Origin of the sequence: Rhodococcus sp. NPDC060176, assembly GCF_042728675.1 — a bacterium.
In the GTDB taxonomy this organism is placed as follows: Bacteria; Actinomycetota; Actinomycetes; order Mycobacteriales; family Mycobacteriaceae; genus Rhodococcus_F.
Window position 1 is genome coordinate 906,986 of sequence record NZ_JBHWYS010000003.1, and the last position, 17,438, is coordinate 924,423.

Below are 17,438 nucleotides of genomic sequence, written 5' to 3' on the forward strand. Positions count from 1 at the left end.
ACAACGAATTGTTTACTCGATTTCGCCCGGATTCGGCCGGAGAATCTACTGCTTGTAACTGGTGAGGAAGTTGCCGAATCGTTCGATGGCCACGGCAAGATCTCGGGCCCACGGGAGCGTCACGATCCGAAGGTGATCGTGGTTCGGCCAATTGAATCCGGTGCCCTGAACCATCAGGATCTTCTCCTGGAGAAGCAGGTCCTGAACCAACTTCTCGTCGTCGTGGATCTCGTAGACGTTCGGATCCAGACGAGGGAACGCGTAGAGCGCGCCGCGAGGTTTCACGCACGAGACACCAGGAATCATGTTCAGCCGCTCCCAGGCGACGTCGCGCTGTTCGAGCAGGCGGCCGCCGGGCAGGATCAGGTCCTCGATGCTTTGGTGTCCGCCGAGAGCGACCTGAATGGCGTGCTGTCCGGGAACATTGGGGCACAGCCGCGTCGACGCCAGGAGATCGAGCCCCTCGAGGAAGCCGGCCGCATGATCCTTCGGTCCGGTGATCGCCACCCAGCCGGAGCGGTAGCCCGCGACACGGTAGGCCTTCGAGAGGCCGTTGAACGTCAGGCACAGCAGATCAGGGGCAAGCGTCGCCAGTGAGATGTGCTTTGCGTCGTCGTAGAGGATCTTGTCGTAGATCTCGTCGGCGAGCAGCAGAAGCTGATGCTTGCGCGCCAGATCGACCAACTGCTGCAGAACCTCCATCGAGTAGACCGCACCCGTGGGATTGTTCGGGTTGATGACGAGGAGAGCCTTGGTCTTGTCGGTGATCTTGGATTCGATATCGGCGATATCGGGATTCCAGTCGTTGGCCTCGTCGCAGAGGTAATGGACGGGTGTGCCGCCGGACAAGCTCGTCATCGCCGTCCACAACGGGTAGTCGGGCGCTGGGATCAGCACCTCGTCGCCGTTGTTGAGGAGAGCTTGCATCGTCATCGTGATCAGCTCGGAAACACCGTTGCCGAGGTAGATGTCGTCGACGTCGAGCTCGGGGAAGCCGGGAACCAGCTCGTATCGCGTCACGATCGCGCGCCGCGCCGACAGAATGCCCTTGGATTCCGAATAGCCCTGCGCATAGGGCAGAGCAGCAATCATGTCCCGCATGATCACATCGGGAGCATCGAATCCGAACGGTGCCGGGTTGCCGATGTTGAGCTTGAGGATCCGGTGCCCTTCCGCCTCCAACCGGGCGGCATGCGCGTGCACCGGTCCACGGATTTCGTACAGGACGTTCTGGAGCTTCGACGACTGCTCCAGCTCGCGCTGCGGCTGACGATGGCGGGCGGGTTCTGGTGTGCTCACGAGTTACATGATCCCACCACTGTGCAAGTGCATTGTCGGGGACTGTGCAAGTGCATTGTCGGGGACCGTCTCGCACGACCCGTTGGCTATTGTCGAGCGATGACCCCGAGCGAGCAGATTGCAGCCCCGTACGGATCGTGGACTTCGCCGATCACAGCAGCTGATCTCGCTGCAGGCGGGCACCCAGTCGAGGGCGGACGATACGTCGGCGACGAGATCTGGTGGGCCGAACTCCGGCCGACCGAGAGCGGTCGGACGTCGATTCGTCGGTCTGGTCTCGACAACCAACCCGTCGACATTCTCCCTGCGCCATGGAATGCGCGGACCAGGGTTCACGAGTACGGCGGTGGCGCCTGGACCGTCACGGAGTCCGGGAAACTGGTCTTCAGTGAATTCTCCGATCAACGTGTGTACGTCCTCGACGGCCTCACTCCGCGGGCTCTGACGCCAGAGCCGGCGTCGCCGGCCGCGCTACGGTACGCGGACCTGCAGATCGTGAACGGCGAGGTGTGGGCGGTTAGGGAAGCGCACGCTGTCGACGGGACGATCACTCGCGACATCTGTGCGATACCGCTGGACGGCTCCGGTGAGATTCGCTCGATCGTCGGCGGCTCCGATTTCCTCTCCTCACCGAGGCTTTCGCCGAGCGGAACCAAGATCGCCTGGATCGCGTGGGATCATCCCCAAATGCCCTGGGACGGTACCGAACTTCGGGTCGCTCCACTCGTCGACGGCGTCGCGCAGGCGTACTCCGTGCTGGTCGGTGGATCCGAAGAGTCTGTTCTGCAACCGGAGTGGATCACCGACGACGAGCTCTACGCAATCAGTGATCGCAGCGGCTGGTGGAACATTTATCGCGTCGGCGCCGAGATCACCCCGATCTGCCCGACGGATGCGGATTTCGGTGGGCCGCAATGGCGATTCGGCGCGCGCTGGTTCGTCGAACTCGACAACGGACACCTTCTCACCGCACGCACCGTGGGAACCGACACACTGGCGGTACTCGACCCGGCGTCGGGAGAACTGCGCGACATCGCGATCCCTGGCGTCACCAGCATCGGCCTCATGCAGGTCCGTGGAGACCGACTGCTGCTCACCTCGGGCGGAGCAAAACTGGCGGGTGCGCTACGTGAATTGAACCTCGGTACCGGCGAACTCGAAGAAATCCGTTCTTCGGTCGAAGAATTGCCCGAGTCCGCCTATCTCCCGGAAGCGCGGGCCGTCGTCGCCCACGGGCAGGGGCGAGAAGTGCATGCCGTCGCGTATCCGCCGCGCAGTCCGCGATACAAAGGTCTCGACGGTGAACTGCCGCCGTACGTCGCGTTTGTTCACGGTGGCCCGACGGCACACGTTGCACCGGCACTGAACCTCGTCTACGCCTTCTTCACCAGCCGCGGAATCGGCGTCGTCGACGTGAATTACGGAGGGTCGACCGGTTACGGACGGGAGTATCGCAACCGACTGCGCGGACAGTGGGGCGTCGTCGACGTGCAGGATGTCGTCACCGCCGTCACCGGGTTGGCCGAGCAGGGACTTGCCGATCCGGCCCGCCTTGCCATCGAGGGCGGATCTGCCGGTGGATGGACCGTTCTGGCCGCACTGACAACCTCCGACGTGTTCGCTTGTGGTGCTTCCTATTTCGGCGTGGCCGAACTGGACCTGTTCGTGCAGGAAACTCACGATTTCGAATCGCGCTACGTCGACGGTTTGATCGGTCCGTTGCCGGAATCTGCCGACCTGTACGCGGAACGTGCTCCGCTCAACAACGTCGACGGGTTGAACTGCCCGGTGTTGCTGCTCCAGGGTCTCGACGATCCGATCGTGCCACCCTCGCAGGCGGAGCGATTCCGAGATGCCCTGGTGGCCAAGGGCATTCCGCACGCGTACCTGGCCTACGAGGGTGAATCCCACGGATTCCGCAAGCAGTCGACCATCATCAGCTCACGTAACGCCGAGTTGTCCTTCTACGGGCAAGTTCTAGGATTCACCCCACCCGGCATTCCGGCACTGGAGCTGTGGGAGCCGGCTGGTACCTGACCGGCCCGCGCGAGAAGGCCGCCGTGATCCGACCTGCCACCGCCGAAGGAGTCGACAGGTCGGACCAGGTCCACCTCGCTACCTGCCAACCTGCGTCACGGAGCCGGTCTTCGCGGAGTTTCTCGTTCCAGAGCACGTCCTCGGCGCTGCGACCGGCGGGCACCAGTCGGCCGTACTTGATGCGACCGTCGAACTCTCCGACAGTGCGCTGTTCACGCCACAGGAAGTCGACGCGACCGACCAGCCCGCGAGCGTCGTGGATTTTGACCTGTGGCTCGGGGAGCGGCAAGTGCTCGCGGATGAACAGCGCGAGGCTGCGTGATTCGCCGACGCTTTCGAGACGGGAGTCCATCGCAGCGAGGGCGTGGAGCGCGTGTCGATGTCGCGGGTGGTTCGGGCTGAGCGCAATCGAGTCCGTGAGCGCTTCCGTCGTCAATGACGACCGGTGCAGTGCTGAATTGCCAACCACGAGAGCCTGTTCGAAAGGTAGCACTCTGGCGAGATCGGCAACGGTGCGAGCCGGAGTCGTGACGCGCAGACCATCGACCTCGGTGATCTCGTTGTCCGTCAGCGATGTCGAGTGCACGTGACGTCGAGCGGACTTTCGGCCACCACCTCGCCGGTTCCGGGACAGGTGGACGGCCCTGAGCGGAGTGTTCCAGAGCTCGAAACCGTGCAGCACCGCAGCCGAGATGTGGCTGACAGCGGCACCGGATGAAGCGGCGCAGGCCACGGCCTCGGTCCGCAATCGATGTCGTCCGTATGCGTCGAGGCGGGACAGGTGGCCGCTGTCCACGTACGCACCACGATGGATTCTGGCCCAGGTTCCACTGGCGCAGGCCTGCCGGATCTCGGCATCGGTGCGACCGATCGAAAGTTGGTCCGGCCTGCGGATGATATGTGTCTGTTCCCCCATGTCGATCGATCTTGGTGCACGTGGCGACGAGAGGGAAGTGGTGATCCGGAGGTTGTGGATAAGTTCGAGTGAGCACCACTTGTCCACAGTGCGAACTGGTTTCATCCCGTTGGAGGGGGTGTTGAGTAGACGGAAACGGTGGCCGGTTCTCGACGTTGCGCTCGGGTGTTCCTTGCGTTCGGAGCGTTTGCGTGCCACGCTGTAGAACTATGACTACAGGAAAGGCGGACACCGCCACCGTCGCGTGAGCGCCGCACCGATTCGCTCGTCGGCATCACGTCGAGCGACATTGCCCGAGAACTTCAATCTCTTCGATGAAGACAGTCTGGCCCTGGAAAAGATCCGCGACGTTTGGCTCGAACGCGGATTGTGTACTCGTCCTGCTGATCGAAACACCGCAGAGTCCTCTGTCTCGCAGCTGTATCGGCGGTCCGGACTGCCGAAACCGGAGTTCGTCTGGGTTCCGTCTCCCCGTGCCGGTTCGGACCTGATCGTCACCGAAGGACTGTCGACCAAGATGTCCTTGGACGGCGCCGGACTCGACTGCGCATCTGGGTATATCGCGAGCATGTTTGCGGCATCGCGCCGACGCATGGACGCGCGAATCGAATGTCGGAGAACCGGCTGGCAGATAGAACGCCGGCAGAGGGAGCGTCTGATCAGGGCATCCGTTTGGGAATCGTTGCACACCACGCTGTTCGACGGCGTCGCAGCTGCGATACGAACGATGTTGACCCCGGTGGCAGGCAGGGTGACCTGGTACGGACAGCAAGAAGCCCATCGAATCGCGTACTACGACACGTTCCGCCGATATGGTCTTGCGACATTCGAGTCGGAAGACCGTGAGCTTCTGGACGTGCAAACGGCGCTGGCTGACTCGACCGGGTGGTGGTGGGCGTTCGACAATGTGTGCATCATGGCTGAACGACCCACCGCCTTACATGCCGAACCGATTCCGGGCAGCGCGCAGGGAGCGCAGCGGTTGCACCATTCTGATTCCCCCGCAATCAAATTCGACGACGGCACAAACGCGTTCGTTCTGCACGGGGCGATCGTTCCCGACTGGGTGGTGCTCGACCCGAACCCCGACCGGATCGCGCAGGAGCGCAATGTCGAGATCCGCCGATGTGCGATCGAGCGCGTCGGCTGGGATACCTACATCGAGATTGCCGGACTGACACTGGTCGACGAAACTGACGATCCCGGCAATGCAGGTTGTCTCCTTCAGCTCTACGCGTCACCGAAAGGCTGGGGCCGAAGTGGACGAATCCTGCTCGCGGTCAACGGCTCTCTCGAGCGCGATGGGCATCGACGGCGATACGGTCTTCACGTGCCGGGATGGTTCACGTCCGCGATGGATGCCGCCGGATGGACCTACGGCATCACCGGTGCCGACTATGCACGCCTCGTTCGCCGAACCTGAACGTCAAACGGACCCCAACCTCAAACCCCTGGTGATACTTATGAACTCGAACATGACCTTGTCCGCTCTTACCACCCTCACCGGCCTCGATGTCTTCGACTATCTCGACAAGGAAGTGTCCATTCCTGTGGTCGACGGTCTTCAGGCACAGGGCGATCTCATCGTGATCCCGTTCTCGCTGCTTGCAAACATCGTCGCGCCTCTGCCGTGGACTCGATCAGTGAACGTTCCGCTCTCCGGAGTGGAACTGCTGCGAAGTGCGGCGGGCGGGAACCCTCACAGCTTGGTTGCAGATGCAGGGGAGTGCAGGTGGTCGACGCCGGTGAAAGATGCGCGGGGCCTTGCACTCGGCGTGGTCGACACCCGGGTGACTGCGTACCTCATCCATCCGGAGCACGGCGCGACCGGCATCGCTCCGGGGCGTTACGTCATCGGACGGCAGCAGGAAAGGGGTGTCGGGCGTGCGCGCGGTGCGGTGATGCTTGTCGCTGATTGACACGCAGGCCTCGAGTTGGCGGGGGAGTGAGCACCACTTGCGTAGGGCGAGCACCGGTTTCCGCGTGCTGCACGGTGTGTTGGGTCGAGGGAAAGGGTGCTCGGTCGGCTAGGGGTTCCCACACAAACGCGAATGCCCCCACCATGACGGTGAGGGCATTCGCAGGTGGTGCGTCTACTTCTTGCGGCCGGGAGCCTTTGCGCCGGCCTTGAATCCGAGTCCGCCGGCCTTGGGGGCGGGCGGCGCGGCAGCAGGTGCCGGAGCTTCCGCGGGTGCGGACGCCTCAGCAGGTGCTTCTGCCTTCACGGGTTCTGCCTTCACGGGTTCGGCCTCCGCAGCAGGTGCCTCCGCAGTCGGTGCCTGCGCTGCCGGCGCCTGGGCTGCAGCGGGGGCTGCCTTCCGAGCACCGGGAGCCTTTGCGCCCGACTTGAATCCGAGTCCGCCGGCCTTGGCGACCGGTGGAGCCTTCGGAGCTTCCGCCTCGGCGGCCGGAGCCTCTGCCGGTGCAGTCGGTGCAGTCGGTGCAGCGGCGGGTGCTTCGGGCGCAGCGGCAGGTGCTTCAGAAGCAGGGGCTGCCTTCGCTCCAGGAGCCTTGGCCCCGCCCTTCATCTGCAGTCCCTTGCCGCCGGGAGCCTTGGCGCCGGACGCCAGGCCCAGACCCTTCGGCTTGGCGACGGGCGCAGCAGCTTCGGGTGCAGCAGCCTCAGCAGCGGGAGCTTCCGCTGCCGGTGCGGCAGCGGCCTTGGCTCCGGGTGCCTTGGCGGCGCCCTTCATCTGCAGTCCCTTGCCGCCGGGAGCCTTGGCTCCGCCCGCAAGACCGAGGCCCTTTGGCTTTGCCGCCGGTGCGGCGGGTGCTGCGGCTTCGGCAGAGGGAGCTGCGTCGGCTTCGGCAGGAGCGGCCTTCTTGGCGCCGGGAGCCTTTGCCCCGCCCGCCATTCCGAGTCCCTTGCCGGGTGCCTTGGCGCCGGGAGCTTTCGCTCCGGGTGCCTTGGCGAGGCCCTTCATGGCGAGGCCCTTGCCGGCGGGAGCGGCCTTGGCTTCCGGCGTCGCAGCTGCTTCCTCGACTTCGGCGACCCGATCCTGCTCGACGGTTTCGGCCTTTGCCTCAGCAGCGACCGGTGCCTTCTCCCGCGGGATCACCTTGATGTTCTCGGTGAGCTTGGCGGGTTCGAGGCGGGTGACGGAGTTGAGCATCAGCTGTGCGACGTCGACAACCTCGACGCCTTCGCCCTGGCCTTGCTCCTGGCGGGCAGTGACGCCGTCGGTGAGCATGACGCGGCAGAACGGGCAACCCGTGGCGATCTTCTTGGGGTTGGTGGAGAGCGCTTCGTCGACGCGGTCGACGTTGATGCGCTTGCCGATGTTCTCTTCCATCCACATGCGGGCGCCACCGGCACCACAGCACATGGAGCGTTCACCGTGACGCGGCATTTCGACGAGCTTGGCGCCCGAGGCTTCCATGAGTTCACGGGGAGCGTCGTAGACCTTGTTGTGGCGTCCGAGGAAGCACGGGTCGTGGTAGGTGACGTCTTCGCTCACGGATGCAACGGGGATCAGCTTCTTCTGACGCACCAGACGGTTGAGCAGCTGGGTGTGGTGCACGACCTCGTAGTCGCCGCCCACCTCCGGGTACTCGTTGCCGAGGGCGTTGAAGCAGTGCGCACAGGTGACGACGATCTTGCGCTTCTTTTTCTCGATACCGTCGAAGACGGAGTTGAGCATCTCGATGTTCTGCATCGCGAGCTGCTGGAACAAGAACTCGTTGCCGGCACGACGAGCGGAGTCGCCGGTGCAGGTTTCGTCGGCGCCGAGAACCATGAACTTCACTCCCGCGGTGGCGAGTAGCTCGGCAACGGCCTTGGTGGTCTTCTTGGCACGGTCTTCGTAGGCACCGGCGCAGCCGACCCAGAAGAGGTACTCGTAGTCCTCGAAGCTGTCGGCATCCTTGCCGAAGACGGGGATCTCGAAGTCCATCTCGCCTATCCAGTTGAGACGGTCCTTGGAGTTCTGACCCCAGGGGTTGCCCTTGTTCTCGAGGTTCTTGAACAGGCCGGCGAGCTCGGAGGGGAACTCCGACTCGATGAGGACCTGGTAGCGGCGCATGTCGATGATGTGGTCGACGTGTTCGATGTCGACGGGGCACTGCTCGACGCAGGCGCCGCAGTTGGTGCAGCTCCACAGGGTTTCGGCGTCGATGACCGGGGCCATCTCACCTTCGACGGTCTCACCGACGAGCTTGCGGTCGGCCTCGAGTCGTGCGGCCTCCGGGATCGCGGCGAGGGCGCCTTCCTTGACGTTGCCTTCGGCGTCGACGAGACCGATCTCGTCGCCGCCCATGTCCTTGCGTCCACCGGCTAACAGATACGGGGCCTTGGCATAGCCGTGGTCACGCAGCGACATGATGAGCAGCTTGGGGGAGAGCGGCTTTCCGGTGTTCCACGCGGGGCACTGGGACTGGCAACGCCCGCACTCGGTGCAGGTGGTGAAGTCGAGCCAGCCCTTCCATGAGAAGTCTTCGATATTTCCGGCGCCGAGGGTGTCGGTGTCGGGATCGACGTTGTCCATGGTGAGGGCTTTGCCCTTGGACATCATGGGCTTTGCGGCGCCGAGGGCGACGGTGCCGTCGTCCTCACGCTTGAAGTAGATGTTGAAGAACGCCGAGAAGCGGTGCCACGCGACACCCCAGGTGATGTTGCGGCCCACGATCGCGAGCCAGATCATGCCGGTCATCAGCTTGACGAACGCGAACACCGAGATCATGACGGGGCTGGCGGGAAGCAGTTTGGCGACCTGCATGGTGAAGAAGTCGGTCCACGGGTTGGCGTGGCCGTAGGTCGCGATCTTGCCGGCCTTGACCATGATCATGCCCAGGCCCTCGAGCAGGACGATGCCTTCGATGACGTAGGCAGCCTTGAAATTGGAGCCGCCGAAACGGGACAGGCGCGCGGGCAGACGCGGGTGGTTGAGCTGACGGATCACGATCAGCGTGGTGATACCGATGACGGTGCCAAGGCCGAGGATCTCGTCCCACAGGTGCCACGCCCACGTGTTACCGAAGATGGGCCAGTGGAACTCGGGGTTGAACGTCTGGCCGTAAGCCTCGAACCACAGCAGGAATCCGCCGAGGAAGCCGACCATGACGAGCCAGTGGGCCCAGCCGACGCTGCGGAACTTGTTCATGCGCGTGTGCGCGATGAACTCGATGATCATCTGCTTGAAGCGAGGGAAGAACGGGCGCCATCGATCGGGTGCCGACTGGCCGATGCGCACGGTGTTGAACATCCTCAATGCACCTGAGAGGAAGATGTACCAACACACCAAGCTCAGCAGTGCACCAATCGTGCCCAACGTAATCGTCAGGGCATTCATGTCGCGGCCTTTCGTTTCAGGGCGACGCGTCGGCCACCTCGGGACAGCCCACTGATACTAACCTGCGTTATGTTACCCGCCAGTAACTAGCATTACCAGCCTGTAGGTACCGGCTGGTAACCGCTCGTGGCCTGGAGAGATCAATCTTCTGCGTCCGACGGGCTTGGCCAGGCGCAGACATGTCTGGTCGTCACGTTAGGCGGTGCCCATCAGGTGTCCATCTGTCAGGCAGCCCTAACTCGGGTTCCGAGCAGGTGAGGCCAACCGACCGGCTGTTATCGTTACGCCCGTCACGCACAGGGGACACGGGTGGTGTGAGTCATCGACTTGCGCCCGCCCGATCCCGGGGAGGATTGAAAATGTTCATTCGTAAAGCTGCGGCCGTCGCAGCGATGACCATTGCCGCTACGGGCATCGCTGCAGGTACTTCTTACGCAGCTCCGGAGACGTCACCCGACGTTTCGTACACCGCCGAGGTCGTCGACCAGGCTGTCGTCACCACCATCGACGCCGGAGCATTCCGAGTCTCGGGTGACGGAACACACGTCGACCTGCAGAACAGCCAGGGCGCAACTCTCGTGAGCCTGCCGCTCGCGTTCAACCTCGGCGACGTTCAGTTCCCGTTCGACGAGACCGTCAGTGAGGACGGCAAGACCCTCACCCTCAAGCCGAACCTGGATCCGGCCAGCTCCAAGCCGAAGCCGGTCGCTGCCGAGTTCACCCCGGTCGCTTCGCCTGACGAGGATCAGAAGGCCATCGAGAAGTTCCAGTCACAGCTCGGGCTTGCCACGCAGATCGGTAGCCTCACCGGCACGATCGTCGGTGCAGTCATCGGTTGCATCGTGGGTCTGCCCGGCCTGGTTGTCGGCTGCCTGCCCGGCATGGTCACCGGCGCCGGTATCGGTGGAGTCGCCGGTACCATCCTCGCCGGCGGTGGAACCGCCATTGTCGCGGGTATGGACCTGATCAAGGTCCTGAACGCTCCGGCTGGAACAACTCTCTTCCAGTAGAACGTCACGGACTCCGAAACGGGCGCCACACCTTCAGAAGGTGTGGCGCCCGTTTTGCTACCTCAGGGAATGTGTGCGATCAGTAGTCGCGAACCTTCAGGCCCGGATTGGCCGCGAGGATGTCGTTGATCGGCGTCGCGTACTGCGTCGGTGCTTCCTGTCCGAACAATGTCTCGGCCTGAGCGATCTCGCACAGGGGCGAGGTGGCGACGTTGGAGGCACTCGTGATGCCCACTGCCAGCGTTCCGGAGACGATGGGGCCACCGCTGTCACCCTGCAGGACGCAGATGTTGGTGGTGAAGCCGTTGTCGAGGGTGTGATCCAAAACCTTGGCGACGCGGTTGACGCCGGTGACGACGCCACAGCTGAAGCCGGTGGTCGACCCTGCCTTGCAGACCGGGGCGCCCACAACAGGATCGGCGGTACCGGTGATGTTGACCGAGCGGTTGAACGGGACCCGCACGCTGTTGTTCTCGAAGCGGTACTTCGCGTTGTCGTCGATGTTGATGATCGAGTAGTCGCGTCCGTCGAAGCTGCTCTTGGCGAAGTATCCGACGCGGGGTCCGGTCTGGTTGTTCACCATCGGGAAGACCTGGCTGGAGTTCGAGGTGCCGGCGGCGGCGCGGTTGGGATCACAGTGGCCGGCGCTGATGTTGACCGTGCGTCCTGAACCGTCGGTGCCGTTGAAGCCGAACGAACAACGCAGCCCGGTGTTACCGGAGGTTGCGCCGAAGGCGTCTCCGCCCAGTGCGGCGTCGCCGGTGGCGGACCCGGTTGCGGGGATGAGGTCCGCGACGATCGGGGGAACCAGTAGCGGAGCAGCGGTGTGTACAACAGTCCGCTTCAGGAATTCAGGCAATTCGATGCCGGCGGCAGGATCGGCCGTGAGGGCGACTCCGTTGCCGACTACGTCGACGGCAATGCCACGCACGAGGTCAGCGACCTCGGCAGGCTGCGAATCGAGCCACGTGTTGAGCGCCGAGAGCTGACCCTGCAGAGCCTGCTCGCTCTGAGCGACGTCCTTGACCTCGAAGCCGGCCTTCTCGGCGGCCTCGCGGGCGGCGTCCTTGTCTCGACCGTCAGCGAGAGCGACGACGCCCTTGCCGAGGTCGTCGAGCCAGACACCGGCAAAGGAGTCGGGGAACTGGACGCGCGCGATGGCGGCGAACTCGGCGAGCTTCTGCGCGAGCTCGGAACGCGAGACGAACTGGTCGGGCGTCAGCGCCAAGTCATGCTGTAGAGCTTCGGCGAGTTCGACGGGCAGATGGGCTGCCTGATCGGATACCCCGGATTCGTTCGGTTCTGCGTTCGCGACCGCGGTAATCGGTCCGAGGAGCAGCAGCGCGGCCGAACCGAACACTGCGGCACGACGTGCGATGGAGCTTCGCATGAGGGCCTTTCCACTTCGTTGACCGCGTACCACCCCCCTGGGAGCACACGGATACGGCTCACGGACTTGTGGTGAGCCGATCACAGTCGACCATGACTATATGGGTTCGAACGCACTAATCCCACCCGTTACACAAGCGCGCAGCGGGGACTCCGACCGACAACAGCACTGTGCCCGCCGATCGAGAAACGGATCGGCGGGCACAGTGAGTAGCTCAGGGCTGGGTCAACCCGCAGTGCGAACGCGGATTCCGGAACCGACACCGCCGCCGGATGCGCGATCTGCCGCGTCGAGAATGTCTCCGACCGGAATGCCGAGATTCGAGGTTCCGCCCGAGGTCGCCAATACCAGGTTCGCTTCGTTGCAGCTCGGGGCGCCGCTGCTGTTGGAGCCGCTGGTGATGCCCAGCGCCAAGGTTCCGGAAACGATGGCGCCGCCACTGTCGCCGGCGAGGGTGCACGCGGTACCGGCGAATCCGCGGACTGTTCGCGAATCACCGTCTGCCATGACCAGCTGTGTTTCGACGCGATCCGCCGCCACGACGCCACAGGTGAAGGACGACGTCTGGCCCGACTTGCAGATGGGGGCGCCGATCACGGGACGTGCTGTTCCGGTGATCGCGAGGGTGGTTCCGTTGGCGCCGCGGACGGCAGCGCGGTCGAGGCCCGCATCGATGCCCGACTGGTCGAACTTGATGACCGAGTAATCGAGATCGCCGGCGTTGTTGCCGACCGAAGACTGTGAGAAGGCGCCGATCAACTGACTGTCGTCGACGTTCGCGTGATTCGGCAAGTAGACCGGCGACTTCGAACCCTCGGCCGGATTGCAGTGTCCAGCACTGATATTGAGTGCGTTGTTCTGATTGTCGACGGCGTTGAACCCGAACGAGCAGACCGAGATGTTCTCGGTCGGCGTCTCGCGAATGGGGCCCGTCGACGTGATGTAGGTGTCGCCGCCGAGTGCCCGGGGATCAACCGATCCGCCACCGTCCGGGCTGAGAACGATCTTGGTGTTCTCGAGCAGGGTCGGAAGATTGAGTGCCTGCCCGACGGGGCTGTTCGCGACGTCGATGACAACCTGGTTGTTCAGGACGTCGATGGTCGCCGAATTGACTGCGCGTGAGATTTCCTTGGGCAGCCCGGCAATCCATCCGTTGACGTCGGCCAGTGTCTTCTCGAGAGTGTCGGCGGAGACGGGGGCGACGTGCGTGCGGTAACCGTCGTCGGCGGCGATGCGTGCAGCTTCGGTAGTGGTGACGGCTACGACGGGTTGACCGTCGAGTCCCATCCACGAGCCGGCGTAGTCGCCGGGACGCTCGGACTTGAAATCCTGGGCGTACGCACCGAGCTCCTGAGCTTTGGCAGCGCGGTCCAGGTACTCCTGCGGGGAGATCTTCAGATCGCGGGTGATCGCCTCGACAAGCTCAGCCGGAAGCTGGTCGGCTTCGAGCTGTTCGACATGCGTGTCGGAGGCGGGCTCTGCCGATGCCGTCGTGATGAATGGAGCTGCGAGCAGTAGTGCCGAGGCGCCGACCACAGCGGTGCGGATCGCCAACGAGTTACGCATGAAATCCCTTCAAGTCCCCGGCACCGAGCCGGTAGGTACCGCACCCACCATAGGGGAAAAGTTTCGAGGAGGAATGTGCGCCTCCTGTCGAACAGTTGAATCCTATTGTCTAACCGGGCATTCCGGGTCTCGGGGCCACCGGCATTGCGGGCATGTCGGGATTCGGAACCGCCGGATCGGTTGTGTCGGTCGGGTTGGAGGGCTGTGTCGGCGTCGTCTGTGTATCAGTGGGGTCGGTCACGGTGGGAGTGTCCGGGGTAGCCGGATCGACAGGATCCAGCGGTCTGACGACCGGCGGCAGGTTCTCGATCCGAAGTGGGTCGATCTGGACGGTGATCGGCGATCCCTGCTGCACGGGGGCGTTCGCCGTTGTCGATTTCTCGGCACTGGCGCGTGGATTCTCCGGCGTGGTCTGGGATTCGGATGAGGTCGGATCCGCTTCGGATGACCACCACTGCGCCGTCGGCTGCGCGCCGAGTGCGGGTACTTCCGACGGGAGCGAGGTCGGTGATTGCGAAACCGCGCCGGACGGACTCGCCGCGGTGGCGGGCGTGGTGCCGGGGGACAAGGGAGATTGTGCGTCGAGAATCCCGGGTGCCGGAACTGTCGGGGTGTGTCCGATGATGACCGCTGCCGCACAGCCAGACACCGTCAGAAAAACTGCGGCGGCTGCTGCGGCGATGATCGGTCGGCGCTCCGACTGCCACTGACGATTGCGCCAACTGTCGGCACTCGCTGCTTTCGTGACCGCTGCCTCCACGTCGGATTCCGGCTCCGGTTCGATCAGGACGAACGGCGGAAATTCCTCGGGGGTCTCCTCCGGTTCGAAAAGAGCGGTTGGCTCGGGTTCGGAAAAGGCATCGGATTCGGAACACGGAGTGGTGATCGAGAAGGGCGCGGCCAACGCTGCGGCTCCGCGAGCCGCACTGTCGTCGGCATCCGGATCTGCGAGCCAAGCCGCGGAGGCGTCCTCTTCCGGAATCAGTTCGACGCCGTCGAGATCCATGCTGTCGAGTGCGACGCGCAGTGCGTCGACGGAATCGCTCGACCAACCTGCGGGAATCACGGCAGAGATGTCCAAGTTGTGTTCGGTGAGTGCGCGAACCTCCTTGACCAGGCAATACATGGCCGTCGCTACGAGTTCTTCCCCCCCGCGTCATGTGCTCGGAGAAGTTGTCGATATCGTCAGTTCCGACCCTGTCGAGGAACCCCCGCAACCCGGCGGAACCAGTCGCGGTTTCACCTAGCTGAACGGTGCCGTCAGGGGCGTGGTGCAGCACCGATTCGCGTTCGAGGGTCACCAGCACCGAGTCAGGTTTCGCGATCGCAGCAATGCTTCGTTTATTGCCGACGGCGAGTCCGACTCCCCAATTCATAGCGATCCCCGTTTCACAGTTACCGAACTTTGCTCGGCATGCAGGTCCTGATTCCTGTGAAAACTATCACTTAAACGGATATACGCAACCCTACGGACAATATTCAGCTAACTATTTGTTCGCCGCTGTCATGCTTCGAAGGATGGTGAGCAATTCCGAACGGGACTGTGCCCCGATGCGCCGCTTGATGCGTGCGACATGGTGCTCGACGGTTTTGGCGGAGATGTAGAGACGTTCGCCGATTTCCCGATACGTCAGGCCGACGACGACGAGTTCGGCAACTTCTTGTTCGCGCTCGGTCAGTACCGACGGTGGTGTCGCGCTGTCGGCCGAATCGGTTGCGATCGTTTCTGCCGTCGACGTTGTGCGTAGCGAGCGCGCAACGTGGAGCAATGCCGTCGCCGATTTGGTGTCCGGGGTGCGCAGCGCTGCTTCGCCGGCGAGGCGGGCCGCGTCCCAGGGGAGTCCGATTCGGCTGAGCGTTCGCGCAGCGGCTTCGACTTCGTCTGCGTCGACGCTGCCCTGCATGAGTAGGAGCCACTGGCGGCCGGCGGTCGCCAAACCGGCTGCGTAAGTGTGGGTTTTGGCTGATTCTGCGAGTGCATGCGCGTGTGGAAGGAGGTCGGCCGGCGACTGCGCGAGGATCGATGCCTGGACGCCGTACCAATGAAGCGGCGAAGACCACAGCGGCGGCTCGCCGAGTGCGCGGAGGAGTGAGCGCGCGTCGTCGACAAGATGCTCGACCTGCTCGGCCTCGTCGAGTCGTACTGCCGCAAGCCACAGTTCGCCGATGGGAAGCAAATTGAAGAGATCCACGCTGCAGGACGAGAGGGCGCCTGCCGCGCCGGACCAAGCCCGACGCAACTGGGCGAGATCGCCGGAGCGCCGAGCGAGAGCCACGATCAGAGCATGCAGAAACAGTGCGTCACGTTCTCGGAGGGGGCCGCGGACTACCTCGTCCGGTAGGTCGTCGACAGCAGTGTCGTTCCCACGGATCATCGCGATCCAGGCGCCGAGAATGTGAAGCCGTGCCCACGTGTGGCTGCTTGCGTCGTCGGCGGCGATCGCGGCGGTGACTACAGCGGCGGCGCGTTCATGTGCACCGTTGTGCAGGAGCGCCAGAGCGACCAGTGCCGGGGCGGAATCAGGCTGGAATTGCGAGGTGTCAGCGCCGCCGGGGAGGGAGAGCGCGCGTGACATCGTATTGAGCGCACTCGGTGCACTCCCCGTTACCGATTGCATCAGTCCGTTGGCGAGAGTGGCAGCGCCGACCGTGGTGCTCGACGGTGATCCGGTGTGTCCGGTGAGCGCCGCGTTCGCGTCGTCGACACTGCCGATGCCGAGGAAGGTGATTGCGGCGAAGGGGGATTCGGTTCCGGTGCGCTCTGGCCCGAGCCAGGCGTAGAGATCAGCAGCAGCGCCGAGTTGACCACACATGGCGGATGAAGCTGCGCGGACCCGCACTGCCGTCGCCAGTTTCGCGTTGTCGAGATCGGGTTCGGCGATGACGGAATCTGCCAGGCGGCACGCGGTGTCGAGGTCACCACTTCGAGCCGACACCTGGGCGTACAGCAGCGTGTCGGCCAGGTCGAGAGGCTCGATCGAATGCACACGACGAAAGAGATCTGCCGCGACCGCCGGCATGCTGCCGTCGACTGCGTCTCGTAGCACGGCCGTGAGATCGCGGTGGCGGATGCCGGAGTCGAAAAGCCTTCGTGCTGTGTCGATGTCGAGAGTTCGCGCGTGCGCGCGTGATTCGACGATTCTGATCAGCTCGCTGCGGATACGCCCGGTGCTGGTCGACTCTGCCAAGACGCTCGCGACGAGGGGAGATCGCGACCCGAACAGTCCGGACGCCAAGGCGCGGTCGAATGCGGCTGTGAGGCTGAACTTCTCCTGTCCCAGATCGAGTTCGAAAGCGTCGACGTCCGGGACGGCGAGTGAAACCTCGAGGATCTCCCGCTCGATCGGATGCAGAGCGGTGACCTGATGGAGAAAGTGTGTGCGTACGGCCGGCGCCATTTCCGGGCGGCCCGCCGAGGCGGCGGCGAAGTACGCTTCGATGGCACCGAAGGAACCACCGGCAAGGTGCTCGAGCGTCAGCATGGCGCGGTCGTCGAGCGGGACTCTTCGCTCTGCGGCGATCTTCCGAATATCGGATCGGTTCAACGGGTTCAGGTGAAGGACGGTACCGAAACTCGAGATGCTCGCGTAGATCGGTGCGAGTGGAGGATCGATTCGATCGGAGGCGATGACAACTCCGAGGTCGTCGCGTTGAACAAGCTCGTTCAGGGCACGGATTTCATCGGAGGTCAGAGCCTGCGCGTCCGCGATCACCACAATCGCATCGGCCGGGACATCATGTGCGAGCGTGGTGACCACGGGCTTGTCACCCGATTCGATTCTTTTCCGCACTGCCCTCGACACTTGGGGTCGAGCGCTGGCGTCGGTACCGGTGACGAACAGGCGCAGTGGCGATGCAGTCAGATCGATGCCGCGCAAAAGTCCTGCGATGTAAGACGATTCGGTGCCGCTGTCACGGTTCATCGAAGGCCT

At 63.7% G+C, this 17,438-nt stretch carries 11 protein-coding genes; 4 read left to right on the forward strand and 7 right to left on the reverse strand.

Annotated features, from left to right (window positions below; genetic code table 11):
• Positions 1–45: 45 nt before the first annotated feature.
• A complete protein-coding gene (locus ACFWEM_RS19190) occupies positions 46–1,299 on the reverse strand; it encodes a pyridoxal phosphate-dependent aminotransferase (protein ID WP_378535989.1) in 1,254 nt (417 codons plus the stop codon).
• Between the two features lie 99 nt (positions 1,300–1,398).
• On the opposite strand from ACFWEM_RS19190, the gene ACFWEM_RS19195 reads away from it, so the two are divergent.
• Positions 1,399–3,336, forward strand: a complete 1,938-nt coding sequence (locus tag ACFWEM_RS19195; RefSeq protein WP_378535992.1) for a prolyl oligopeptidase family serine peptidase — start codon at positions 1,399–1,401, stop codon at positions 3,334–3,336.
• Here the strand turns inward: ACFWEM_RS19195 and ACFWEM_RS19200 are convergent.
• Positions 3,284–4,252, reverse strand: coding sequence for a hypothetical protein (locus ACFWEM_RS19200; protein ID WP_378535994.1), 969 nt, complete (start codon positions 4,250–4,252; stop codon positions 3,284–3,286). The genes ACFWEM_RS19195 and ACFWEM_RS19200 overlap by 53 nt on opposite strands.
• A 244-nt stretch (positions 4,253–4,496) precedes the next feature.
• On the opposite strand from ACFWEM_RS19200, the gene ACFWEM_RS19205 reads away from it, so the two are divergent.
• The gene (locus ACFWEM_RS19205; protein ID WP_378535995.1) at positions 4,497–5,675 is read left to right on the forward strand and encodes a DUF6745 domain-containing protein; all 1,179 of its coding nucleotides are present in this window, start codon (positions 4,497–4,499) and stop codon (positions 5,673–5,675) included.
• A gap of 40 nt (positions 5,676–5,715) precedes the next feature.
• Positions 5,716–6,171, forward strand: a complete 456-nt coding sequence (locus tag ACFWEM_RS19210) for a hypothetical protein (protein WP_378535997.1) — start codon at positions 5,716–5,718, stop codon at positions 6,169–6,171.
• A gap of 174 nt (positions 6,172–6,345) precedes the next feature.
• Here ACFWEM_RS19210 and ACFWEM_RS19215 read toward each other — a convergent pair whose 3' ends face one another.
• On the reverse strand, positions 6,346–9,540 hold the full coding sequence (locus ACFWEM_RS19215; RefSeq protein ID WP_378535999.1) for a (Fe-S)-binding protein: 3,195 nt from the start codon (positions 9,538–9,540) through the stop codon (positions 6,346–6,348).
• Between the two features lie 359 nt (positions 9,541–9,899).
• On the opposite strand from ACFWEM_RS19215, the gene ACFWEM_RS19220 reads away from it, so the two are divergent.
• A complete protein-coding gene (locus ACFWEM_RS19220) occupies positions 9,900–10,550 on the forward strand; it encodes an ammonium transporter (protein ID WP_378536001.1) in 651 nt (216 codons plus the stop codon).
• A 79-nt stretch (positions 10,551–10,629) separates the two neighbouring features.
• On the opposite strand, the gene ACFWEM_RS19225 is transcribed toward ACFWEM_RS19220, so the two are convergent.
• From ACFWEM_RS19225 to ACFWEM_RS19240, 4 genes are all read right to left on the reverse strand, one after another.
• On the reverse strand, positions 10,630–11,940 hold the full coding sequence (locus tag ACFWEM_RS19225; protein WP_158170301.1) for a S1 family peptidase: 1,311 nt from the start codon (positions 11,938–11,940) through the stop codon (positions 10,630–10,632).
• Positions 11,941–12,165: 225 nt separating this feature from the next.
• Positions 12,166–13,506, reverse strand: coding sequence for a S1 family peptidase (locus ACFWEM_RS19230; protein ID WP_347871605.1), 1,341 nt, complete (start codon positions 13,504–13,506; stop codon positions 12,166–12,168).
• A 109-nt stretch (positions 13,507–13,615) separates the two neighbouring features.
• The gene (locus tag ACFWEM_RS19235) at positions 13,616–14,587 is read right to left on the reverse strand and encodes a hypothetical protein (protein WP_378536003.1); all 972 of its coding nucleotides are present in this window, start codon (positions 14,585–14,587) and stop codon (positions 13,616–13,618) included.
• A 406-nt stretch (positions 14,588–14,993) separates the two neighbouring features.
• Positions 14,994–17,429: a LuxR C-terminal-related transcriptional regulator gene (locus tag ACFWEM_RS19240; protein ID WP_378536005.1), complete on the reverse strand. Its 2,436-nt coding sequence runs from the start codon at positions 17,427–17,429 to the stop codon at positions 14,994–14,996.
• Between the last annotated feature and the right edge of the window lie 9 nt (positions 17,430–17,438).

Bases quoted from the DNA above. Each gene is read 5' to 3' on its own strand.
- ACFWEM_RS19195 (WP_378535992.1), top strand. From the start codon at position 1,399: ATGACCCCGAGCGAGCAGATTGCAGCCCCGTACGGATCGTGGACTTCG.
- ACFWEM_RS19200 (WP_378535994.1), bottom strand. From the start codon at position 4,252: ATGGGGGAACAGACACATATCATCCGCAGGCCGGACCAACTTTCGATC.
- ACFWEM_RS19210 (WP_378535997.1), top strand. From the start codon at position 5,716: ATGAACTCGAACATGACCTTGTCCGCTCTTACCACCCTCACCGGCCTC.
- ACFWEM_RS19215 (WP_378535999.1), bottom strand. From the start codon at position 9,540: ATGAATGCCCTGACGATTACGTTGGGCACGATTGGTGCACTGCTGAGC.
- ACFWEM_RS19220 (WP_378536001.1), top strand. From the start codon at position 9,900: ATGTTCATTCGTAAAGCTGCGGCCGTCGCAGCGATGACCATTGCCGCT.
- ACFWEM_RS19225 (WP_158170301.1), bottom strand. From the start codon at position 11,940: ATGCGAAGCTCCATCGCACGTCGTGCCGCAGTGTTCGGTTCGGCCGCG.
- ACFWEM_RS19230 (WP_347871605.1), bottom strand. From the start codon at position 13,506: ATGCGTAACTCGTTGGCGATCCGCACCGCTGTGGTCGGCGCCTCGGCA.
- ACFWEM_RS19240 (WP_378536005.1), bottom strand. From the start codon at position 17,429: ATGAACCGTGACAGCGGCACCGAATCGTCTTACATCGCAGGACTTTTG.